The following is a 22639-nucleotide window of genomic DNA, read 5'->3' as shown; positions in this document are numbered from 1 at the left end:
GCGACACACACAACTAGAGCCGGGGAAGGCAGTTCGGCCTTCGATGGTCGAAACGTCAATCCATCGACGGCAAGCACTCGGGGTGAGGTTGTCGTTGGTGGGGAAGCCAATACCTGATTTTATGGAGTATCAATCATGCTGATTCTGACCCGCCGGGTCGGTGAAACCCTGATGATCGGCGACGAGGTGACCGTCACCGTTCTGGGTGTCAAGGGTAACCAGGTGCGCATCGGCATCAATGCACCGAAAAATGTCGCGGTCCACCGCGAAGAGATCTACCAGCGCATCAAGAACGAAGGCGACGCCGGCACGCATACCGGGGACGACCACGACCAAGACCAGTAAGGCCCGAGGCTTTACGAGGCGTGCAAGGTTAAGTATCCTTGCCGGCTCGTGAGGGCAGGTTCTTCACGACAATCCCGGAGAGTTGCCCGAGTGGCCGAAGGGGCTCCCCTGCTAAGGGAGTATAGGGTCAAAAGCCTTATCGAGGGTTCGAATCCCTCACTCTCCGCCAAAACATCTAAGCCTCGGTTTTCCGGGGCTTTTTTGTGCTCGCGAGAAATGTGCTGGCGTGGTGAGTTTGACCGGGACACTCTCAGTGCTGGCTGCCCAGGTACACATCGAGAATGCCTGCGACCAGCTTGTAAGGCTGCGATGCCTGAAGGTTCGTCAGGACGATCACCGTCAGGTGTCGATCGGGGATCGTGGTGATCCAGACGGCCGCGCCGCCCCCGGTGTGTATCGTTACATGTCCCTGCTGGCTGTCGTGCATGAGCGCCAGGCCGAAGTCGCCGGTTTTACCGTCGGTCATCACGTAGGGTTTTGCCATCAGGGCGAGGCTTTCCGGCTTGATGATCTTGCCGTTCCACAGCGCGTTCTCCCACGTGGACATCGCCTCGATATTGCCGCTCAGTCCCGCCGCGGGCAGCAACCATTCCGTCGCGATCTTCGAGCCAAAGGGGTGGATGCCGTCGGTGGAAAATACCGGTGCGCCCTTCGCATCGAGCTGGAGCTTCGAGTGATCGGCCGTGGGCTGCAGGGCGGTATACAGCGAGGCACGACCCGGCACGAGCGTCCACGTATCCCCCCACCGTAAGCCGGTGATGCCCAGCGGTTTCAGCAAGCGGTCGTCGATATATTTCTCGTAAGGCATGCCACTGACACGCGCGATGATGTCGCCGAGCAACATGTAGCCGGTCTGGTTGTAAGCCATCGACGCGCCCGGCGCTTTGACCGGTTTGCCGGCAAGCAAGGCCATCAGGTCCGCACGCGTACCCGCCAATGGCAGCACGTTGACGGTATCGTCCACCACATTGTCGGGAAGGCCGGATGTGTGTGAAAGGCAGTGGCGGATGGTGACGGGCAACCATGAGGCAGGGAGTTCCAGAAGATACTTCCTGACCGGATCGTCGAGTGCGATCTTGCCTTGCTCCACCAGTGTCATGATCGCTACGGCGGTGAATTCCTTGGTCGTGGAAGCGAGCGGATACAGCGTCGCGTTCGTCGCCGGCACGTTCAGTTCGACGCTGGCGAGCCCGTAGCTCTTCTCGAACACCACCTTGCCGTCCTTGATCACGGCGACGGATGCGCCGGGCGTATGGCGAGCCGCCATGTCCTTGGCGACGATGGCGTCCACCTGGGTCGCCATGGAGGTTTCCGCATGCGCCAGCGGCGCCTGCGACAGGACGATGGCCATCAATAGACCCGCGAGATGCTTTGCCATGGCGGCGCCTGCTCCGGTGAATGACTGGATGCATCCTAGAGAGGGCCAAGCCCCAACGTACGTGCCGGTCGGCCTCCGTACTTGTGGCCTACCGCGAGCCGGCCAGGTATCGGTCAGGCGGACCTTTCCTCGTACTTCGCCATGAAAAAACCCTCGGAGATTGGACGGGTGTCCAACTTCCGGGGGGCAGTTCACCTCCTGTGGCCTCGCCCTTAGTCCTTACGCTAACATCCCGCCTCACGGAGATATAACTAAGAGGAAGGGGCAGATGGCTCTGCGATCTGTTATGTGGCTAAGGGCTCTTGTCGCCAGCGTTTCCATGATTGCCTTGAGCGCCCACGCCGCAACCGAGTGTGAGCAGAACTATTCGTCCAAGCCCAGCGCCGACGGTGGCACCATCCATCAGAGCTTCGTCGGCCTTTACGGTGTCGACACCGCCCAGGCCATGACTAGCCTCGAATCCAGTGCGCGAAAGATCGGATTCCAGCCCCTCGGTGAACCCCACGTTGCCGCCGATGGCCTCATCACGCTGGCTGTCGCGCAGAAAGCTACTGTCAAGGCACGCGGCTTTCCGATCGTCATGGCAGTCTCGCCCCAGACCGACTCGGCCATCATCGCGTTTCAGCTGGCCAAGGGCGTGGGCGCCGCGACAGCGATGGGCAATATCTGCTCATTCTTCGACTCGGCCGGCCTGAAAGGTAATACCACGAATGCCAGCGGCAAGAAGAGCGTAGCCAACGCCCAGCTTGCCCTGCCGCTGCTCGGCAGCCTCAACGGCACGATGATCGACGTACAGGCGGCCAAGGCCACGATGGCGGCGAGCGAAGCCGCCAGCGGTCAGGTTGCTGCGGATGCCGCCAACGCACGTGGCGCGGCACCGGCCATCGTCGACAAGCGGAAGGTGATCACGCCCAAGTCGGTCTTCGATCCGAAGGCTGTCGATGCCAGCGCGCTTGCGGACGGTAATGCGACCATCAGCGGCATCACATGCGGTGTTGTCGGCGGCCAGAATCGACCGGCGGCTGATCAGGCCATTACGCTGTTCCCGTATAGCCCGTATCTCAAAGAAGCGATCGATCTGATCGATTCGAATCGTTATAAGGGTAATAAGGTCAGGGTGGATATCGATAAGCGTGTTTTCGACACCCACCTCGATGGCAAGACCAACAGCAATGGCGACTTCCGCTTCACCCGGGTAAAGCCCGGTCGCTACCTGGTGATGACGGTATTCAGCGGCACCGCCACCTCGGTTCATAACAACCTCCGCTCGTCCTACGATCCGTCGCGAAATACCATATACGAGTGGACTGAGCAGGAGGAATCCACCTCGTCGGCGACGGATGTCCTTCAGGCTGATGTCACGGTGAAACAGGATGGCCAGGTGGTTGATGGTGTGGTGGTGAAGCCTATGGGCAATGGTCGATTTTTACCTGTACTCAGCAGCGTGTGTAAGTGGCATCACAACGGCTGACGGTTCCAGAAAGCCCTCCAGGATGCCGACTGGGATGGTGACCAGGTCACTCTCTGCCCTGATTGACCATCCGGACATCGAACCGACGGGGCAATGTTCGGCCACTCTCCTGCATCCGGCTCGTCGCACTCCCCGCCATTTTGCAAAAGGCCCTGTTTAAACAGGGTTTTTTGTGCCCGCTGAACGGCCCCGTCAGCGCGCAAGGCGGCAAGCCCCTTTCCCCCGGGCATCCCCATTATCCTCCGCACTGGTTCCCCCACAGCTGCGCACCCCCATGCCTGTCCCGTTGCCTCACCGACTCAATCCGGGCCGGATCGCCGCACTTCGCCGCAGTGGCATCCTCGACGAGCCCGGCGGCGTGCAGTACGCACATCTGGTCGAACTGGTGCGGATGATGCTGGGCGTGCCGGTGGCCATCGTTTCCATCGTCGACGAGCACCGCCAGGTGTTCGCCGGCCACAGCGGCTTGCCCGAGCCGTGGTCGTCCCGAGGGGAGACGCCCATTACCCACTCCTTCTGCCAGCACGTGGTGGACCGGGGCGCGGTGCTCTCGGTGAACGACGCCTTTGCGGAGCCGCTTGTGCGGGACAACCTCGCCATTCCCGACCTGGGGGTGGTGGCCTATCTGGGCGTGCCCATTCGGCTGCCCGACGGTGAACTGATCGGGGCACTGGCCGCCATCAACACCCGGCCGCACGCCTGGACGGTGCACGACCAGCGTTTTCTCGAGTCGGTGGCGGTCATCGTCGACAAGGAGATCCGCGTCGGTGCGTCGGAGCGGCGCTACCGCACGCTGTTCGCACAGATGCGCGAGGGCTTTTATGTCGGTGACGTGGTCCGCGATGGCAACGGCACGGTGGTCGACTTCCTTTTCGACGAGGCCAACCCGTCCTTCAACCACCTCACGGGGCTGGGCCCCGTGGAGGTCAACGGCGCCTTGCTCAGCCACATGGCACCCGGCGCATGCGCTGAACTCCTGCCGGTGTTCGCGAACATCGTGGACAAGCAGGTACCCGGCGTCCATGTCGCCCGCTCCACCCTGCAGGCGGGGCGCTGGTTCGAAACGCGCATGACGCCCCTGGGGTCGGACCGCCTGATCGGCTTTGTCAGCGATGTGACGGAGCGGCGCACGCGGGAGGAGCTGCAGGAGGTGCTCAAGCACGAGATGAGCCACCGGCTGAAAAATACCCTGATGATGGTGCAGGCGCTGGCGACGCAGACGCTGCGCGCGGTGCCCGAGCGCGCGCCGGTGGAGGCGCTGGAAGAACGCATCACGGCACTGAGCTCGGCCCACGACATCCTGTTCGACAAGAACTGGGAAGGCGCCTCGGTGGAGGCGATCTCCCGGGCGGCCCTCGGGCGCCTGTGTATCGACAGCCGCATCGACTTCCGCGGACCGCCGGTCGAGATCGGCCCCAAGGCCACCTTGTCTCTATCGCTGCTTCTGCACGAACTGGCGACCAACGCCCTGAAGTATGGCGCGCTGTCGAATGACCAGGGCCGTGTCGAGCTCGGCTGGACGCAGGAGGGTGGCGATTTCCTGATGACCTGGCGCGAGGTGGATGGCCCGGCCGTCATGCTGCCGTCCCGCAAGGGCTTCGGCTCGAAGCTGATCGCCATGGGCCTGGGTTCGGGCAGCGTGAAGACCGAATACCTCGCCGAGGGCCTGCTGCTGCAGCTGTCCTCACCGGTGTCGCACCTGCAACAGGCCTAGGCCGGCGATACAAATAAAAACGCCGGCACTAGGCCGGCGTTTTCATAACGAACGTATTCGTTGGTCGGGGAGACAGGATTCGAACCTGCGACTTCTACGTCCCGAACGTAGCGCTCTACCAGGCTGAGCTACACCCCGACGGGAGCCGCGTATATTAGCCATGCACCCGCCGGATGGCAACAGGGCGCTCCGACTTTTTTTACCATCCCGCCACGGGGGCCGGCCCTGGCCATCTGCTAACCTAGGCGGCTGCCGCGTGGCGGCGCCCGTATAGCCTGTCCCCAAGAGGAATTGCATGGCACTCACCCCGGCCCGCACCATGCCCGGTGTCCTCGAGCTCCTGCCGCTCGACCAGATCGCCTTCCAGCGCATGCTGGACACGATCCGTCGCAACTACGAAAAGTTCGGCTTCCTGCCGATCGAGACACCCGTCATCGAGCACAGCGACGTCCTGCTGACCAAGACCGGCGGCGAGACCGAGCGCCAGGTCTATTTCGTGCAGTCCACGGGCGCGCTGGGCGCGGCGGCGGAGAAGGACGCCGGCGGCGTGCCCGACCTGGCGCTGCGTTTCGACCTCACGGTGCCCCTGGCCCGTTACGTCGCCGAGCACGAGCACGACCTCAGCTTCCCGTTCCGTCGCTACCAGATGCAGCGCGTCTACCGGGGCGAGCGTGCGCAGCGCGGACGTTTCCGCGAGTTCTACCAGTGCGACATCGACGTGATCGGCAAGGATTCGCTCTCGGTGCGCTATGACGCCGAGATTCCGGCCGTCATCTACAACGTGTTCAAGGAACTGAACATCGGTGCGTTCACCATCCAGATGAACAACCGCAAGCTGATGCGCGGTTATTTCGAGAACCTGGGTATCGCCGACGCGGAGCAGCAGATGCTGGTGCTGCGCGAGGTGGACAAGCTGGACAAGCGCGGCGCCGACTATGTGCGCGACACGCTCACCGGTGACGCGTTCGGCCTTTCGGCCGAGGTGGCGGCGAAGATCCTCGCCTTCGTGCAGGTGCGTTCCACGTCCGTGGCCGATGCCTTCGCCCACCTGGATGCGCTGGGTTCCGGCTCGGAAACCTTCGAGCAGGGCAGGGCCGAACTGAAGGACGTGCTGACGATGATCCGCGACTTCGGCGTGCCGGAGACGCATTTCGCGCTCAACCTGTCGATCGCGCGCGGGCTCGATTACTACACGGGTACGGTCTACGAGACCACGCTCAACGACCACCCCGGCATCGGTTCCATTTGTTCGGGCGGACGCTACGAGAACCTCGCCGGGCAGTACACCAAGTCGCACCTGCCGGGCGTCGGTATCTCCATCGGCCTCACGCGTCTCTACTGGCAGCTGCGCGACGCCGGCCTCGTATCCACCGCGCGCAGCACCGTGGACGTGCTGGTGACGCAGATGGACGCGGCCCAGTTGCCCACCTACCTGGCCGTGGCCACCGAGTTGCGCAACGCCGGCATCGCCACGGAAGTGGTGCTGGAAGGCGGCAAGCTGGGCAAGCAGTTCAAGTACGCCGACCGCGCCGGCATCCGTTTCGTCGTGGTGCTGGGCGAGGACGAGATCGCCAAGGGCGTCGTTACCGTGAAGGACCTGCGCCGCGAAGACCAGTTCGAGGTGGCACGCGCCGACCTGATCAAGACCTTGCGCGTCGAACTGGCCCAGGCCGACATCGGTCGCTGATCCTCCCTTTTACTTCGCACGGCATCGCCCATGACCTCTTCTATCCTTCTCGATGGCCGCAGCCTCACGCGTGCCCAGGTGGCGGCCATCGCCCGTCGTGGCGTCTCGATTCGCCTGGACGACGCGCAACTGGTCAAGGTGAAGCGCGCGGCCGACTTCCTGGCAGAGAAGGTGGGTGGCGGCGAGCCGATCTACGGCGTGACCACGGGTTTCGGCAGCAATGCCGACAAGCTGCTGGGCGCCCACCGCGTGCGCGACGAACTGGCCGGTGGCAACCCCGAGCCGCGCGAGGGTACGCTGCTGGAGGAACTGCAGCACAACCTGATCATCACCCATGCGGTGTGCGTGGGTAAGCCGTTCGCCGAGGACGTGGTGCGCGCGATGCTGGCCATTCGCGTCAACACGCTGATGAAAGGGCACTCCGGCATCCGCGTGGAAACCCTGCGCGCGCTGGCCGAGTTGCTCAACCGCAACGTGATCCCGGTGATCCCGGAGAAGGGCTCGGTGGGTGCCAGTGGCGACCTCGCGCCGCTTTCGCATTTGGCCATCGTGCTGCTGGGCGGTGGCGAAGCCTTCTACCAGGGCGAGCGGCTGCCCGGTGCGGAAGCGCTGAAGCGTGCGGGCCTGGCCCCGGTGCGCCTGTCGTTCAAGGAAGGCCTGGCGCTCAACAACGGCACCACGCAGATGCTGGCCACCGGCGTGCTCGCGCTGGACACGATGGACATGCTGATCCGCACGGCCGACCTGGCCGCGGCGATGACACTGGATGCCTTCGCCGGTCGCACCGGCGCCTACGCCGAGCAGGTGCACGCATTGCGTCCGCATCCGGGCCAGGTGGCCGCGGCGCGGAACATCCGCGGTTTGCTCGATGGCTCGACACTGGCCGACATCGCCTATCACATGGTGCCGCGGTTCCGTCCCTGGTTGTCCGACTCGTGGGCCGATCCGGCGGACCAGGGTCACCGTTTCGACATCGGCTGGGACTGGGTGCCGGCCACGCAGCGGCATGGCAAGGAGGCGTTCTACTCGCGTTTCCTGCCCTTCAAGGGCGGCAAGAAGCACCAGCCGCAGGATGCGTACTGCCTGCGCTGCGCGCCGCAGGTGCATGGCGCCGTGCGCGACGCGTGGGAGCAGGCCTGCCGCGTGTTCGACGTCGAGCTCAACGCGGTGACCGACAACCCGCTGGTGTTCCCCGATGCCGAGGATGCCCAGGTCATCGAGGACCAGGTGATCTCCGCCGGTCATTTCCACGGCATGCCGCTGGCCCTGGTGATGAGCTACGTCAAGGCATCGATCCCGGTGCTGGCCTCCATCTCCGAGCGGCGCACGGCCAAGCTGGTGGACCCGGCCAACAACGACGGCCTGCCGGCCTTCCTGATCGGCAACGAGGACGCCACGGATTCCGGTTTCATGATCGTGCAATACACCGCCGCGGCCCTGGTCAACGACCTGGCCACGCGTGCGCACCCGGCTTCCGTGTATTCGATCCCGACCAGCGCCAACGCGGAAGACCACGTGTCGATGGGTGCCAACGAGGCGCGTCACGTGCTGGAGATGACCGAAGACCTCGGCCATGTACTGGCCATGGAGCTGTATACGGCCGCGCAGGCGCTGGAGTACCGCCAGGACATGCTCAACGCCGCCCGCACGCTGGCCATGCGCGGCGACTGGCAGGCGCTGGCCGCGAAGGTCGCCGGTGCGCCACGCGCCGATTCGCCGCACTACGCCCGTTTCGAGACGGAAGTGCGTGCCTTGATGGATGCCCTGGCCGGTGCCGAGGACTTCCATGGCGGCGTGGCGGTGCGCAACGCCCTTGCCACCGTGCGCGAGTACATCGCCTTCATGCAGCGCGACCGCGCGATGGACGGCGAAGTGCGCCTGATGTGCGAACTGGTGGCCTCCGGCCGGCTGGTGGCCGACGCCTGATCAGGGCGCGCAGAAGTTGAGGCTGGCGGCGGCTTCGTCCGCCGGCGACCAGTCGTCCAGCATGCCTGCGCGCACGCCGGCCAGGTACTGGTACAGCTGGGCGTCGTTGGCCAGGCCCAGCTTGAGCATGGCCGAGCGCTTCTGCCGGCTGATCGTCTTGAAGCTGCGCCCCATCGCCCTGGCGATCTCCGCCAGCTGGTAGCCCTGGGCATAGGCCCGCAGGACCTCCACCTCGCGTGGGGACAACCGCGTGACCAGTTCCTTGTCGGTGGGTGCGCAGTCCGTCTCGTGGAACAGCCGGCGGATGGCCGGGCTGAGGTAGCAGCGGCCGACATCCGCCGCATGCACGGCCACCGGGATATCGCGCAGGCTGGTGCGTTTGTCGAACAGCGCCGCCACGCCCATGTCGAGCAGGCTGCGCAGGATGGCCACGTTGGACAGCATGGTGAGGACGACGATGCCGGTGTCCGGCCGCAGGGCGCGTATGCGGCGGATCATCGGCATGCCGTCCGGACGGCTGCCCTCGGGCATGGAGAAGTCGGTGACGACGACATCGCACGGGTGATCGGTCAGGGCGTCGAAGAGGGCATCGGTGTCGTGCGCACGCGCCACGATGTCGTAGCGGTGCGACCTCAGGATGGTCTCGACCCCTGCAACCACGACCGGGTGATCGTCCGCGATGATCACGGTGCTCGGCATGGGTAGGGCTCATGGAAAAGATGGCGTCATGGTGGCGGGGAGCCGCGGCGCGGTATATGGAACAAAAGCGCAATTCGGGGTCGCCGCTTGCCACGATTCGGTTGCCCAAGTTAGTATGCGTTATCGTATTAACGCATTAGTACATTATGAAGCGACGCCACCTCGATCCCGAGACACCCGCGGACTCCGCCGAGGCCAGCTTGTGCGAGGCCCTGGCCGGCCTGGCCACGGTCGAGGAGATGCGGGCCTTCCTGCACGACCTCTGCACCCCGGCCGAGATCGAGGTGATGGTCGATCGCTGGCGCGTGGTGCCGTTCCTGCTGGAAGGGCGGTCGTACCGCGAGATCCACGAGCGCACGGCGGTCAGCATCACCACCATCGGGCGCGTCGCCCGTTACCTCAACCAGGGCAATGGCGGCTACATGGCCGCCGCCGCCCGCCGCAACGCCGGGAGTGCCGCATGAAGCCGCGTGATCGACTGCGCATCGCCATGCAGAAATCGGGGCGGCTCACGGAGCCCGCCCAGGACCTGCTAGCCCGCTGCGGGCTCAAGTTCCGCCAGAGCCGCGACAAGTTGTTCTGCTTCGGCGAGGGCGAGCCGGTGGACTTGCTGCTGGTCCGTGACGATGACATCCCCGGCCTCATCGCCGAGGGCGTGTGCGACCTGGGCATCGTCGGTCGCAACGTGCTGCGCGAGTTCCAGCTGTCCAACCCGGCGGCCGGCACCGGCATCGACGAACTGCGCTCGCTGGGCTTCGGCCACTGCCGGCTGTCCATCGCCGTGCCCCAGGACGATACCTACGAGAGTCCCGCGCAGCTCGCCGGGCAGCGCATCGCCACGTCGTACCCCGGTCTCACCGGCGAATGGCTGCGCACGCATGGCATCGACGCCACCGTGTTCATGCTCAACGGCTCGGTGGAAATCGCGCCGCGCCTGGGTACCGCCGACGCCATCTGCGACCTGGTCTCCAGCGGCGCCACGCTGGTCGCCAACCAGCTGCGCGAAGTGGCCGTGGTGATCGAGAGCGAAGCCGTGCTGGCCGGCCATGCGGAACTGCCGCTGGACGAACGCGGCGAGATCGCCGAACTGCTGCTGCGCCGCCTGGACGGTGTGATCCAGGTGCGCGACTCGCGCCTGATCCTGATGCAGGCGCCGCGCGCGGCGCTGGCGGAGATCACCCGGCTGCTGCCCGGTACGCCGGTGCCGACCTTGACCCCGGTGGACGGCGCACCCGACCAGGTGGTGTTGCAGGCGCTGTGCGCCGGCTCGGTGAGCTGGCGCCAGCTGGAAGACATGAAACGCGCCGGTGCCCGCGACATGCTGGTGCTGCCGGTGGAGAAGATGCTGGCATGAAACGGATCGACTGGACCTCCCTCGACGACACCGCGCGCAACGCCGCGCTGGCGCGTCCCATGCAATCGCGCGCCGCCGACCTGCGCCAGGGCGTGGAAGCCATCGTGGCCGACGTCCGTGTACGGGGCGACGTGGCCCTGCGCGAACTCACCGCGCGCTACGACGGCACCTCCCTCGACGACCTCGCGGTCACCGACGCGGAATTCGACGCCGCCGAGGCGCGCCTTGCACCGGCGCTGAAAGCCGCCGTGCGCGAGGCGGCCGGCCGTGTCGAGCGCTTCCATCGCGCCGCCGCGCCTACCGAGGTCGCGGTCGATACCGCACCGGGTGTCCGCGTGGAGCGCGTGCTCCGGCCCATCCGTCGCGTGGGTCTGTACGTGCCGGCCGGTGGTGCACCGCTGCCCTCCACGGCGATCATGCTGGGCGTGCCCGCGGCCATCGCCGGTTGCCGCGAGGTGGTGCTGTGTACTCCGGTGCAGGCGAACGGACGCTGCGACGATGCGGTGCTGTTCGCGGCGCGTGCGACGGGCGTGCATCGTGTGTTCAAGCTGGGCGGCGCGCAGGCGATCGCCGCGATGGCCTACGGCACCGCCTCGGTGCCGCGTTGCGACAAGCTGTTCGGGCCAGGCAACGCCTGGGTTACCGAAGCCAAGCTGCAGGTGGCCGGCGATCCCGCCGGCGCCGCCATCGACATGCCGGCCGGTCCGTCGGAAGTGCTGGTGGTCGCCGACGCCGAGGCCAATCCGTCTTTCATCGCCGCCGACCTGCTCTCGCAGGCCGAGCACGGGCCGGATTCCCAGGTGCTGCTGGTCAGCCCGTCGGCCGACCTGCTCGATCGGGTCGAAGTGGAAGTGGAGCGCCAGCGCCGCGAACTGCCGCGTGCCGAGGTCGCCGCCGTGGCGTTGTCGGAGAGCCGACTCGTCCTCGTTGCCGACCTGGCCGAGGCGATCGAGGTCAGCAACCGCTACGCGCCGGAGCATCTCATCATCCAGACGGCCGACCCGCGCGCGTTGCTCGCCGATGTGGAATCGGCCGGCTCGGTATTCCTCGGCGAATGGACGCCCGAATCCCTGGGCGACTATTGCAGCGGCAGCAACCATGTCCTGCCGACCTATGGCTACGCGCGCAGCTACAGCGGCGTGTCGGTGGCCAGCTTCCAGAAGCAGGTGACCGTGCAGGAAGCCACCGCCGAGGGCCTGCGTGCCATCGGTCCGTGCGCGGCGACGCTGGCGGAAGCCGAGCAACTGGAAGCACACCGCCGTGCGGTCACCCTGCGCCTCGCCGCCATGGAGGCCGCCGCATGAGCGTGCTCGATCTTGCCCGCGCGGATATCCGCGCCCTCGCGCCTTACTCCAGCGCACGCATGGAAGCGCAGGGCGGTACGGTGCTGCTCAACGCCAACGAATCCTCGCGTTCGCCGAACATCCCCGGCGGCGAAGGCCTCAACCGCTATCCCGATCCGCAGCCGCGCGGCCTCGTCGACACGCTGGCCGAGTTGTATGGCAGCGTGAGCGAGCGCGTGCTGGTGACCCGCGGCAGCGACGAAGCCATCGACCTGCTCACCCGCGCGTTCTGCCGCGCCGGGCAGGACGCCGTCCTGGTGTCGCCGCCCACGTTCGGCATGTATGCCGTGTGCGCGCGTATCCAGGGGGCGACCGTCATCGAATCGCCCTTGCCGGTCGATGGCGCGCTGGATGCCGACACGCTGCTCGCCGCCGTCACCGACGCCACGAAGCTCGTCTACGTGTGCTCACCGAACAACCCCACCGGCAACCTGGTGGATCTGCCCACCATCGAGCGCATCGCGCGCGCGTTGCAGGGCAGGGCGGTGCTCGTGGTCGACGAGGCGTATCTCGAATTCAGCGGCACGCGAAGCGCGGTGGGCCTGATCGACGCGTACGACCATGTCGCCGTCCTGCGTACGCTGTCCAAGGCCTGGTCGCTGGCTGGTGCACGCATCGGTACGCTGGTCGCGCGGGAAGAGGTGATCGCGCTGCTGCGCCGGATCATCCCGCCGTACCCGCTGCCGTCGCCGTGCGTGGACGCCGCGCTGGGTGCGGTGTCCTACGAAGGCCGCCGCCTGCAGCGGCATCACGTGCACGAGGTGCTCAACGAGCGCGCGCGCATGGTGGTCGAGCTGGCGAAGCAGCCGGGCGTTCGCGCGGTGCTGCCTTCGCACGCCAATTTCCTGGCCGTCCGTTTCGACGATGCGGCCGGCACCTATCGCCGCCTGCTCGCCGCCGGCGTGGTGGTGCGTGACATCACGAAGTATCCCGGCCTGGGCGATGCCTTGCGTATCACGGTAGGCACGGGCAACGAGAACGACCGCGTGCTCGCGGTGCTGAGGGCAGGGGCATGAGCCGCAAGATCCTTTTCGTCGACCGCGACGGCTGCCTGATCGAGGAGCCGGCCGACCAGCAGATCGACAGCTACGAGAAGCTGGCATTGCTGCCGGGCGTGATCGCCGCGTTGCAGCGTTGCGTGGCCGCCGGCTACGAGCTGGTCATGGTCACCAACCAGGATGGCCTGGGCACGCCGTCGTTCCCGCAGGAAACCTTCGACGGCCCGCATGCCTTGCTGCTGCGTATCCTCGCCTCGCAGGGCATCACCTTCCGCGAACAGCTGATCGACCGCAGCTTTCCGCACGAGCACTGCGACACGCGCAAGCCGGGCGTCGGCCTCGCGCGCCACTGGCTCGCCGACGACGGCTGGAGCCGGGCGCAGTCGGCCATGGTCGGCGACCGCGAGACCGACCTGGCCTTTGCCGCAAACATGGGGGTGCGTGGCTTCCGCGTCGGGCCGGAAGGCATCACCTGGGCCGAACTGGTCCATGCCTTGCTCGATGCCCCGCGCACCGCCGAGGTGGTACGCAAGACGAAGGAGACGTCCATCACCGTCGCCGTCGATCTCGACCGCGTCGCCGATCCCGTCGTGCACACCGGCCTGGGCTTCTTCGACCACATGCTCGAGCAGATCGGCAAGCATGGCGGCTTCGCCCTGCAACTGCGCTGCGACGGCGATACGCACATCGACGAGCACCACACCATCGAGGACTCCGCGCTGGCGCTGGGCCAGGCCCTGAAACAGGCGCTCGGCGACAAGCGTGGCATCGGCCGCTACGGTTTCGCGTTGCCGATGGACGAGAGCGCGGCGCGTGCGGAACTGGATCTTTCGGGTCGTCCGTATTTCGTCTTCGACGGCCAGTTCCCGCGTGAGCGTGTCGGCGACATACCGACCGAACTGGTGCCGCATTTCTTCCGTTCGCTGTGCGAGACGCTGGGCGCCAACCTGCACCTCACGGTGCACGGCGACAATGCGCACCACATGGTCGAAGGCTGCTTCAAGGTCGTCGCCCGTACACTGCGCCAGGCCATCCGCCGCGAGGGGTCGGAACTGCCCAGCACGAAAGGAAGCCTGTGATGCGCGTGGTCCTGGTCGATGCGGGCGGCACGAATATCGGCTCGGTGCGTTACGCGCTGCAGCGCCTGGGCACGGACGCGACGCTGACCTCGGACGCCGACCGCATTCGCGCCGCCACGCATGTGATCCTGCCCGGTGTGGGTGCCGCCGCGCCCGGCATGCGCAGGTTGCGCGAGGCCGGTCTGGTCGAGGTGATGCGCGGCCTGACCCAGCCGGTGCTCGGCGTCTGCCTCGGCATGCAGTTGCTGTGCGCGCGTTCGGAAGAGGGCGATACCGAATGCCTGGGCGTAATCCCGGCCACGGTGCGGCGCTTCGACGAGCAGCCGGGCCTGCGCGTGCCGCACATGGGGTGGAACACCCTGCGCGCGACCCGCGGCCACCGCCTCACCGATGGCCTGCGCGAAGGCGACGCCGCTTATTTCGTCCACAGCTACGCTGTCCCCACGGGTGACTACACGCTGGCGTCCAGCGAGCACGGCCTGCCGTTCTCCGCCGTCGTCGCGTCCGGCAACTTCATGGGCATGCAGTTCCACCCCGAGCGTTCGGCGGGTGTCGGCGCTCAACTCCTGCGGAATTTTCTCTCGCTATGACGTTACCCATTCCCGCGATCGACCTGCGCGAAGGCAAGGTCGTGCGCCTGTACAAAGGCGATTACGCGCAGCAGACCACCTTCGCGTTCGAACCCGAGGCGCTGGCTGCACGGTATGCCGACGAGGGGGCCGGTTGGCTGCACGTCGTCGACCTCGACGGTGCGCGTACCGGTCGCTTCGAAAACCTTCCCACACTCGCGGGCATTGCTTCCAGCGGACGATTGAAAGTGCAGGCCGGCGGCGGCGTGCGCGATGAGGACGGTGTGCGTCGCCTGCTGGACGCCGGCGTGCAGCGCGTGGTGGTCGGCAGCGTGGCGATGCGCGACCCGGAGACCGTGGCCGCGTGGATCGGTCGCTACGGTGCCGATCGCATCGTGCTCGCCCTCGACACGCGTTTCCGTGACGGTCTCTGGAAACTGCCCAGCGCGGGCTGGACCGCCGACGAAGAGCGCACCCTGGACGACCTGGTGCCGTGGTACCAGACGGCAGGCGCGCGTCATCTGCTCTGCACCGACATCGACCGCGACGGCACCATGACCGGTCCGAACCTCGCCCTCTATCGTCACCTGGCCACGCTGGCGCCGGGCCTCGACGTGCAGGCGTCCGGCGGCGTGCGCTCGCTGGACGATATCGCCACGCTGGCGTTGCAGGGCGTAGCCGGGGTGATCCTCGGTCGCGCGTTGCTCGAGGGCGCCTTCGCGCTTCCCGACGCCTTCGCCGTGGCCGACAAGGCGAGCGCGTCATGCTGAGCCGCCGCATCGTTCCATGCCTGGACGTGCGCGACGGCCAGGTGGTGAAGGGCGTGCGCTTTCGCGACCACGTGGTGGTCGGCGAGATCGTCGAGCTGGCCTTGCGCTACCGCGACGAAGGCGCCGACGAACTGGTGTTCTACGACATCACGGCCAGTCCCGAGGGTCGCCGTGTCGATCGCGACTGGGTCGAGCGCGTGGCGCGCGAGATCGACATCCCGTTCTGCGTCGCCGGTGGCATCCGCAGCGTCGACGATGCGCGCGAGGTATTGCACGCAGGTGCCGACAAGATCTCGATCAACTCGCCTGCGCTGGAGCGCCCGGCTCTCGTCGCCGAGATTGCCGATGCGTTCGGCGTGCAGTGCGTGGTGGTAGGCGTCGATAGCCTGCGCGACGACGATGGCGAATGGCGCGTGCGCCAGTACACCGGCGATCCGTCGCGCACGAAGGCGCTGCGCAAGCGCACGCTGGAGTGGATCGATGAAGTGCAGGCGCTGGGTGCGGGTGAGATCGTGCTCAACTGTATGGGCACCGATGGCGTGCGCCGTGGTTACGACATCGAACAGCTCAGCGCCGCGCGTGCCCTCAGCCGCGTGCCGCTGGTCGCGTCCGGCGGTGCCGGTACGCCAGCACATTTCACCGAGGTGTTCCGTGTGGCGGACGTGGACGCGGCGCTGGCCGCCAGCGTGTTCCACAGTGGCGACATCGGCATTCCCGCCCTGAAACGCGAACTGCGTGCGCAGGGCATCGAGGTAAGACTATGAGCGTCGCGTCAGACGATAAGTGTCGAGGTGGGACGATGAGCGAGATGACGACACCCGATTTCGCCAAGGGCAACGGTTTGCTGCCGGCCATCGTGCAGCATGCGCGCACGGGCGAGGTATTGATGCTGGGCTACATGGACGAAGCCGCGCTGGCGAAGACACGCGAGCTCGGCCTGGTCACGTTCTTCAGCCGCAGCAAGCAGCGCCTGTGGACCAAGGGCGAAACCTCCGGCGACACGTTGACGCTGGTCGATCTCCGGATCGATTGCGACGCCGACACCTTGTTGGTGCAGGCGATCCCGGCCGGTCCGACCTGTCACACCGGCACGACCAGCTGCTTCGGTAACGATGTGGCGCCGTCGCTGGGGTTTCTCGGCGAACTGGATGCCCTGGTCGCCTCACGCCACGCGGAGCGGCCGGAAGGCAGCTACACGACGACGCTGTTCGAAGGCGGCATCCGCCGGATGGCGCAGAAAGTGGGCGAGGAGGGCGTCGAGACGGCCCTCGCGGCGGTCGCCGAAGATGACGACGCATTGATCGGCGAAGCCGCCGATCTGGTCTTCCACCTGATGGTGGTGCTGCGTGCCCGGGGCATCGGCTTCGATGCGGTAGCCGCCAGGCTGGCCGCCCGCCACCGCTGACCGTCACCACGACCGTGTAGGAGCGCACGATGTGCGCGATGGGGGTGCCTCCGTTATGGAGGGTGCCTCATCGCCGCTTCGTTGGCTTTTCGCGCACATCGTGCGCTCCTACACAGGTTCGTTCGTAGACGCCGGTTTCGTTGGTTACCGGTTACCGCTGCGGTTGCCGCCACCGGCACCGCCGCCGCGATTGCCACCGCCGCCGCCGCCCGGACGCGGGCCACGGTTGCCGCCGCCACCGCCGCCCGCACGCGGACCGCCACCGGCGCGATTGCCACCGCCACCGCCGCCTGCACGGTTACCGGCGTTGCCACCGCCACCGGGACGACCGCCGCGATTGCCGCCGCCTTCGAAGCGCGCGCCACCGCCGCCACCCGGGGCGGCACGGTTGCCGTCGCGTGCCGGACCGGCGGCACGATTGCCACCCGGGCCCGCAGCACGATTGCCGCCCGGACCGGCGGCGCGGTTGCCACCGCTGCCTGCAGCGCGGTTGCCATACCCGCCACCGCTGCCGGTATTGCCGTAGCCGCCACCAGCGCCCGCGTTACCGGTGTTGCCACCGCTGCGGCCGGCCGGACGCGGACCACGGTTGCCCGCGCCGTTGCCCGTTGCATTGCCTGCATTGCCGCCGCCGGTACGCGAGTCGCCCGCGAACCAGGTGCGCACGCCCGGCAGTTCCTGGCCCGGTGCGACACGACGCTTGCGCTGCGCGCCGCCGGCGGCATTGCCACCGCGTTCCGGACGCGCCACGTTGCCGTTGACCTCGCGACGCGGGGCGCCGCCCTGACCGCCACGGCCGCCAGCGCCGCCGCCGCCCGCACGACCACCACGGCCGCCGCGCGGGTTGTCGTCGCGCAGGCGATCGAACGCGGTCAGCTCACGGGCTTCGTCGTGACGGCCCGAGCTCCAGGCGCTGGCGCCACCGGCGTTCGGCTTGTATTCGGTGACATGGCGCGGCGCGCGGCGCTGGTGCACCACGGCGCTCAGCGTCAGCACCGGCGCGGGAGCGCCCAGGCCGGACCGCTCGCGCAGTTCCTTGATGGCGGTTTCGTCCAGCGATTCGCAGTCGCCGCGGCGCAGCGCGCGCGGCAGCTCGACGGTGCCATAGCGGATGCGCTTCAAGCGGCTGACGAGGAAGCCGGCGAAATCCCACAGGCGGCGGACTTCGCGATTGCGGCCTTCGCGGATGGTCACGCGGAACCAGCTATGGCTGCCACCGCGGCTGATCGTGGCGATCTCGTCGAAGCGGGCGGGGCCGTCTTCGAGTTCGACGCCGGCCTTCAGGCGCTCGATGGTCTCGTCGGGCACTTCGCCATGCACGCGGCAGAGGTATTCGCGCTCGAGCCCGCTCTTGGGATGCATCAGCGCGTTGGCCAGTTCGCCATCCGTGGTGAGCAGCAGCAGGCCGGTCGTGTTGATGTCCAGGCGACCCACGGCCACCCAGCGCGCACCCTTCAGGCGCGGCAGCTGTTCGAACACGGTGGGGCGACCTTCGGTGTCGTCGCGCGTGGTCACCACGCCTTCCGGCTTGTGGTAGACCAGCACTTCGGCGTCGTTGCGGTTGTCGGTGGCGACGACGAACTGCTTGCCGTCGATCGTCACGCGATCGCCGGCATGCACGCTGGCGCCGATGGTGGCGACGGTGCCGTTGACCTCGACCTCACCGGCCTGGATGCGCTGCTCGAGCATGCGGCGGGAGCCGAGGCCGGCGTTGGCCAGGACCTTGTGCAGGCGCTCTTCGAGCTGCGGGCCTTCTTCGGTGCGGTTCTCACCGCGCTTCAAACTGAGTACGGAACGTTGCGGCGCATTCATGCGCGTGACTCCTCGGTATCTTTGCGGGCGTCGTCGACGACGTCGCCTTCGGGGTTCTCTGCCTCGTCGGCAGTGGGGGAAGCCGCGGCGACGTCATCGTCGCCGGCAGGCAGGTGGTTCGCCACGTCGATGTCGTCGCCCTCGTCGGGCGCGGTCTCCGTGGCGGTGTCTTCGATCGTCGGGGCCTCGGCCTCGACATCATCGGCAGGTGGGGCGGGCGTCGGGTCTTCGTCGTCCACGTCGACCGGAAGATCGGTCGGCAGGGACGCCTTGGCGGGAACGCCGTCCGCGTCGCCCAGGCGAAGCTGCGGGTTGAGCTCCTCCAGGTCGCGGATCTCGGAAAGCGGGGGCAGGGCGTCCAGCGATTTCAGGTTGAAGTAATCGAGGAACAGCCGGGTGGTGCCGAACAGGGCGGGCTTGCCGGGTACGTCGCGGTGGCCGACGACACGGATCCACTCGCGTTCTTCCAGGGTCTTGATGATATTCGAGGACACCACCACGCCACGGATCTGTTCGATCTCCGGACGGGTGATGGGCTGGCGGTAGGCGATCAGCGCCAGGGTCTCGAGCAGGGCGCGCGAGTAGCGGCTGGGCTTTTCGGCCCACATCCGCGAGACCCAGGGATGCACATCACGGCGGACCTGGTAGCGCCAGCCGGTGGCGACTTCCTTCAGTTCCACACCGCGACCGTCGGTATCGTGCGTCAGGGAGGCCAGGGCGACGACCAGGTCGTCGTCGGTGACTTCATCCTCTTCGGCGAAGATCGCCTTCAACTGCGCGACCGTCATCGGCTGGGTCGACGCGAGTAGCGCCGCTTCCACGATGGGTTTGAGTTGTTCGGGTTGCATAGGCCTTCGGGTGCTTGCTTGGGTCAGGCGAGCGCTTCTTCGCGCGCGGCCTCCGTCTGTACCTTCGTCTTCAGGTAGATCGGCCCGAGGGCCTCCTCCTGAACGATCTCGATGAGCATTTCCTTGGCGAGCTCGAGCATGGCCAGGAAGGTGACCACCACGCCGAGCCGGCCTTCGCTGACGTCGAACAGCGTTTCGAACCGGCGGAAACCGCCACCTTCGCTCAGCGTGCCGAGCAGGTCGCCCATGCGCTGGCGGACGCTGAGCGGCTCGCGCTGGATCGCATGGTGCGTGAACAGGTCGGCGCGTCCCAGCACGTCCTTGAGCGCCAGCAGCATCTCCTTCAGGTCCAGCGGCGGCGGCACCCGGACCACGGTGTGCTCGCCGACGAAGGCGTGGACCACCGCCGTGTCGCGTTCCAGCCGGGGCAGCTCGTCGATATCCGCCGCGGCCCTCTTGAAGCGTTCGTACTCCTGCAACCGCCGTACCAGTTCGGCACGGGGATCGTCTTCCAGGCCTTCTTCCGCCGGAGGTCTCGGCAGCAGCAGCCGGGATTTGATCTCCGCGAGGATGGCGGCCATCAGCAGGTATTCCGCCGCCAGCTCCAGGCGCATCACCTCGCGCATCATCTCGATGTAATCCATGTACTGCCGGGTGATTTCGGCGACGGGGATGTCGAGGATGTCCAGGTTCTGCCGGCGGATCAGGTAAAGCAGCAGGTCCAGCGGACCTTCGAACGATTCGAGGATGACCTCGAGCGCGTCCGGTGGGATGTACAGGTCCTGGGGCATGTGCAGCACGGGTTGCCCGCGCACCAGCGCAAGGGGCATTTCCTGTTGCTGCGGAATGCCCGCGAAGGCACCCGGCATGTTTTCGACCACCTGGACGTCGATTGTCTCGTTAGTCATCGGCACACGTCAGAAGGGTCGCGAGTGCGACCGGGAACGCAACAATCGATGCCGTCCGGCGGCCATACCGCCGCCTCGTCCGGCATGCCACGCATCGTCGCCGACGAGCGAAAGGCCTTGCCGCTGGACACCCCAGGAGGGTCACCGCCTGTGAAGAATCGTCGGAAGCTGTCTGCTGCCGGTCCAGAAGACGGACCGGGGAGGGCATGACGCCCGAATAAGTTCACCCGAATGGACACAGGGTATCGCCTGTGTCCGCGCAAGTCCAGCGGGGCCATGCGCCGGGCACTCCGCGGTTTTGGCACAATGGGCGAATGCAACCCGCCGACCGCGCGATCATCCACGTCGACATGGACGCCTTCTACGCGTCCGTCGAGGAGCTGGACGACCCCAGCCTCGTGGGCAAGCCGGTCATCGTGGCCGGTCTCGGGCGGCGCGGCGTGGTATCCACGGCCAACTACCAGGCGCGTACCTACGGCGTGCGCTCGGCCATGGCCACGGCCGAGGCGCGCCGCCGCTGCCCGCATGGGATCTACATCTACCCGCGCCATGCGCGCTACACGGAGATATCCCGGATCGTGTTCGGGGTGTTCGCCGAGGTCACCCCGATGATCGAGGGCCTGTCGCTGGACGAGGCCTTCCTCGACGTGACCGCCAGCCTGAGGCTTTTCGCCTCCATCGAGGCGATCGGGCGCCGGGTCAAGGAGGCGATCCGGGCCCGCACCGGCCTCAATGCTTCGGTGGGCATGGCCCACAACAAGCTGCTGGCCAAGCTGGCCAGCGAGCTGTCCAAGCCCGACGGGTTCCTGGTTATCCCGCCGGACCAGGTGCGTGGTTATCTCGATCCGCTCCCCATCGGGCGCATGTGGACGGTCGGCAAGGTGGCCGAGGAGGCCTTGCAGCGGGTCGGCATCCGCACCATCGGCGACCTGGTGCACGCGGATGCCTGGCGCCTGAACAAGGCCGTGGGGGAGCGCCATGCCGCCCAGCTGCGCCAGCTTTGCCGGGGCGAGGATCGCCGCCCGGTGGTTACCGACGCGCCTGAGGTGTCGATCGGCGCGGAGTGGACCTTCGAGTACGACGTGGAGGACCTGGGCATCGCCGAGGCCTGGCTGCTGCGCCAGTGCGAGCGGGTCGGCGCGCGTGCACGCAGCCGTGCCGTGGAGGCGCGTACGGTATCGGTCAAGCTCCGCGAACCACCCTTCCTGACCCATAGCCGCCAGGCCCAGTTGCCCGTTCCCGGCAACGCTACGCCCGATATCTTCGAAGTGGCACGTCGCTTGCTTCATGTCTGGTGGAACCAGCATCCGCGACCGCGATTGCGGCTGCTGGGGGTGACGCTTTCGGGTTTTGACGCGCGGCGCGGCGACGAGCAGCAGGACATGTTCGCGGCGCCCGCAACGAAAAAACCGTCCGATGGCGTGCAGGATCTGATCAACGGGCGCTTCGGCGCCGGGGCGCTGGTACGTGCGGGTGTGCTTAAAACGCGTGGCAGCGAATGAACGCTTACGTTAAGGAGCGGAACCTCCGACTGCGCTAATGTGTCCGTTTGTGACACGAAAGGTAAGTCGGTCGAGGTGTGACCATGCAAATCGCCACAAGCACGAACGTTGAACCGGTATGGACCCAAAGGCAGATGTCGTCTGACAAGGAAGGAATGCGTTACCGCCACGCGCGCATGAAAGTGCACAGTGCCGTGCTGATGAGCCGTGGCGGCGAAGCGCACCCCACCGACCTCGTGGATATCTCCGCCACGGGCGCCTTGCTGCGCCGCCCGCTCGGCTGGCGCGGCGAGCCCGGCCAGACCTGGGTCCTGGACATGATCTTCGGCCACGACCTGCACATCCACATGGAAGCCAGCGTCGCGCGCGTGTCCGCCCGCCAGATCGGCCTGGAATACACCCTGATTCCCGAAGACAAGCAAGCCGCGCTATGGGAACTGCTGGGTGGCTATGCCGATACCCTCGAGGCCTGGCAGGACTCGTAATACGTCACAAGCCCCCCCCCCTCGAAACGCACGCGCCCGCCAAAACAGAGGTGTAGGAGCGCACGATGTGCGCGACCCCTCAGCCTCCACCGACGCGAATGAAGCCCTCCGCCCCAAACAGGCGAGCGCTTCCGTGAACCCGGCCTTCGCTCTTCTGGCGCACCATCATTTCTTCCGACGCCCGGAAACGCTCGCACGGATGCCGTGCACCGCCTCATTGGCCATAGCGATGTTTAGGGTTCGCGCACGTGCGTGCGCTTGTGTCTTTTCGATGGGGTAGATTCGAAGTCGAGAGCGGAGTGTGGCAGGCCGATTGTGCGCGGTGCCTTGAGCACGTGTAGGAGCC

Annotated in this window: 21 protein-coding genes and 2 tRNA genes; 17 read left to right on the top strand and 6 right to left on the bottom strand. The window is 66.8% G+C overall.

The window, feature by feature from the left end:
- The first annotated feature begins 135 nt into the window (after positions 1-135).
- Together csrA and ACVKN3_RS09590 are read left to right on the top strand one after the other, a co-directional pair.
- Complete coding sequence (gene csrA, locus ACVKN3_RS09595; RefSeq protein WP_354514968.1) at positions 136-345, top strand: carbon storage regulator CsrA; 210 nt, start codon at positions 136-138, stop codon at positions 343-345.
- Between the two features lie 76 nt (positions 346-421).
- Positions 422-514 (top strand) — tRNA-Ser (locus ACVKN3_RS09590).
- Between the two features lie 81 nt (positions 515-595).
- Here ACVKN3_RS09590 and ACVKN3_RS09585 read toward each other — a convergent pair.
- The gene (locus ACVKN3_RS09585) at positions 596-1723 is read right to left on the bottom strand and encodes a serine hydrolase domain-containing protein (protein WP_354514966.1); all 1128 of its coding nucleotides are present in this window, start codon (positions 1721-1723) and stop codon (positions 596-598) included.
- 319 nt (positions 1724-2042) lie between these two features.
- Here ACVKN3_RS09585 and ACVKN3_RS09580 point away from each other — a divergent pair, with 319 nt between their 5' ends.
- Together ACVKN3_RS09580 and ACVKN3_RS09575 are read left to right on the top strand one after the other, a co-directional pair.
- A complete protein-coding gene (locus ACVKN3_RS09580) occupies positions 2043-3194 on the top strand; it encodes a hypothetical protein (protein ID WP_354514964.1) in 1152 nt (383 codons plus the stop codon).
- Between the two features lie 274 nt (positions 3195-3468).
- Positions 3469-4908 carry a sensor histidine kinase gene (locus tag ACVKN3_RS09575; RefSeq protein WP_354514962.1) on the top strand — a complete coding sequence of 480 codons (1440 nt, stop codon included), beginning with the start codon at positions 3469-3471 and terminating at the stop codon, positions 4906-4908.
- A 61-nt stretch (positions 4909-4969) separates the two neighbouring features.
- On the opposite strand, the gene ACVKN3_RS09570 is transcribed toward ACVKN3_RS09575, so the two are convergent.
- A tRNA-Pro gene (locus ACVKN3_RS09570) sits at positions 4970-5046 on the bottom strand.
- A 157-nt stretch (positions 5047-5203) separates the two neighbouring features.
- On the opposite strand from ACVKN3_RS09570, the gene hisS reads away from it, so the two are divergent.
- Together hisS and ACVKN3_RS09560 are read left to right on the top strand one after the other, a co-directional pair.
- Complete coding sequence (hisS, locus tag ACVKN3_RS09565) at positions 5204-6595, top strand: histidine--tRNA ligase (RefSeq protein WP_285402021.1); 1392 nt, start codon at positions 5204-5206, stop codon at positions 6593-6595.
- A 30-nt stretch (positions 6596-6625) separates the two neighbouring features.
- Positions 6626-8521, top strand: coding sequence for an HAL/PAL/TAL family ammonia-lyase (locus ACVKN3_RS09560; RefSeq protein WP_354514959.1), 1896 nt, complete (start codon positions 6626-6628; stop codon positions 8519-8521).
- On the opposite strand, the gene ACVKN3_RS09555 is transcribed toward ACVKN3_RS09560, so the two are convergent.
- Positions 8522-9220 (bottom strand): response regulator, encoded by a 699-nt coding sequence (locus tag ACVKN3_RS09555; RefSeq protein ID WP_051938681.1) that lies wholly within the window; start codon positions 9218-9220, stop codon positions 8522-8524.
- 146 nt (positions 9221-9366) lie between these two features.
- Here ACVKN3_RS09555 and ACVKN3_RS09550 point away from each other — a divergent pair, with 146 nt between their 5' ends.
- Genes ACVKN3_RS09550 through hisIE form a run of 9 tightly spaced genes read left to right on the top strand, consistent with a single transcriptional unit; the run spans position 9367 to position 16738 of the window.
- Positions 9367-9684, top strand: a complete 318-nt coding sequence (locus ACVKN3_RS09550) for a YerC/YecD family TrpR-related protein (RefSeq protein WP_036140576.1) — start codon at positions 9367-9369, stop codon at positions 9682-9684.
- On the top strand, positions 9681-10574 hold the full coding sequence (gene hisG, locus ACVKN3_RS09545) for an ATP phosphoribosyltransferase (RefSeq protein ID WP_285402023.1): 894 nt from the start codon (positions 9681-9683) through the stop codon (positions 10572-10574). The genes ACVKN3_RS09550 and hisG overlap by 4 nt, the downstream gene beginning before the upstream one ends.
- Complete coding sequence (gene hisD / locus ACVKN3_RS09540) at positions 10571-11878, top strand: histidinol dehydrogenase (RefSeq protein WP_354514956.1); 1308 nt, start codon at positions 10571-10573, stop codon at positions 11876-11878. The genes hisG and hisD overlap by 4 nt, the downstream gene beginning before the upstream one ends.
- On the top strand, positions 11875-12933 hold the full coding sequence (hisC, locus tag ACVKN3_RS09535) for a histidinol-phosphate transaminase (RefSeq protein WP_354514954.1): 1059 nt from the start codon (positions 11875-11877) through the stop codon (positions 12931-12933). The genes hisD and hisC overlap by 4 nt, the downstream gene beginning before the upstream one ends.
- Positions 12930-13994: a bifunctional histidinol-phosphatase/imidazoleglycerol-phosphate dehydratase HisB gene (gene hisB, locus ACVKN3_RS09530; protein WP_285402029.1), complete on the top strand. Its 1065-nt coding sequence runs from the start codon at positions 12930-12932 to the stop codon at positions 13992-13994. The genes hisC and hisB overlap by 4 nt, the downstream gene beginning before the upstream one ends.
- On the top strand, positions 13994-14584 hold the full coding sequence (hisH, locus tag ACVKN3_RS09525) for an imidazole glycerol phosphate synthase subunit HisH (RefSeq protein ID WP_354514952.1): 591 nt from the start codon (positions 13994-13996) through the stop codon (positions 14582-14584). The genes hisB and hisH overlap by 1 nt, the downstream gene beginning before the upstream one ends.
- On the top strand, positions 14581-15333 hold the full coding sequence (hisA, locus tag ACVKN3_RS09520) for a 1-(5-phosphoribosyl)-5-[(5-phosphoribosylamino)methylideneamino]imidazole-4-carboxamide isomerase (RefSeq protein WP_354514950.1): 753 nt from the start codon (positions 14581-14583) through the stop codon (positions 15331-15333). The genes hisH and hisA overlap by 4 nt, the downstream gene beginning before the upstream one ends.
- Positions 15327-16097 (top strand): imidazole glycerol phosphate synthase subunit HisF, encoded by a 771-nt coding sequence (hisF, locus tag ACVKN3_RS09515; RefSeq protein ID WP_354514948.1) that lies wholly within the window; start codon positions 15327-15329, stop codon positions 16095-16097. Before hisA ends, hisF begins: the two co-directional genes overlap by 7 nt.
- 35 nt (positions 16098-16132) lie before the next feature.
- The gene (gene hisIE / locus ACVKN3_RS09510) at positions 16133-16738 is read left to right on the top strand and encodes a bifunctional phosphoribosyl-AMP cyclohydrolase/phosphoribosyl-ATP diphosphatase HisIE (protein WP_456991637.1); all 606 of its coding nucleotides are present in this window, start codon (positions 16133-16135) and stop codon (positions 16736-16738) included.
- Positions 16739-16882: 144 nt separating this feature from the next.
- On the opposite strand, the gene ACVKN3_RS09505 is transcribed toward hisIE, so the two are convergent.
- Genes ACVKN3_RS09505 through ACVKN3_RS09495 form a run of 3 tightly spaced genes read right to left on the bottom strand, consistent with a single transcriptional unit; the run spans position 16883 to position 20228 of the window.
- Positions 16883-18550, bottom strand: a complete 1668-nt coding sequence (locus ACVKN3_RS09505; protein ID WP_354514944.1) for a pseudouridine synthase — start codon at positions 18548-18550, stop codon at positions 16883-16885.
- Complete coding sequence (gene scpB, locus ACVKN3_RS09500) at positions 18547-19398, bottom strand: SMC-Scp complex subunit ScpB (protein ID WP_285402038.1); 852 nt, start codon at positions 19396-19398, stop codon at positions 18547-18549. Before scpB ends, ACVKN3_RS09505 begins: the two co-directional genes overlap by 4 nt.
- A gap of 23 nt (positions 19399-19421) precedes the next feature.
- Positions 19422-20228, bottom strand: a complete 807-nt coding sequence (locus tag ACVKN3_RS09495) for a segregation and condensation protein A (protein WP_285402144.1) — start codon at positions 20226-20228, stop codon at positions 19422-19424.
- Between the two features lie 392 nt (positions 20229-20620).
- Here ACVKN3_RS09495 and dinB point away from each other — a divergent pair, with 392 nt between their 5' ends.
- Positions 20621-21808, top strand: a complete 1188-nt coding sequence (gene dinB / locus ACVKN3_RS09490; RefSeq protein ID WP_354514942.1) for a DNA polymerase IV — start codon at positions 20621-20623, stop codon at positions 21806-21808.
- 155 nt (positions 21809-21963) lie between these two features.
- Positions 21964-22293 carry a PilZ domain-containing protein gene (locus ACVKN3_RS09485; RefSeq protein ID WP_285402041.1) on the top strand — a complete coding sequence of 110 codons (330 nt, stop codon included), beginning with the start codon at positions 21964-21966 and terminating at the stop codon, positions 22291-22293.
- Positions 22294-22639: the final 346 nt, after the last annotated feature.

The organism is Luteibacter sp. PvP120, assembly GCF_054055715.1.
This window is presented reverse-complemented; position numbering and strand designations above follow the sequence as displayed.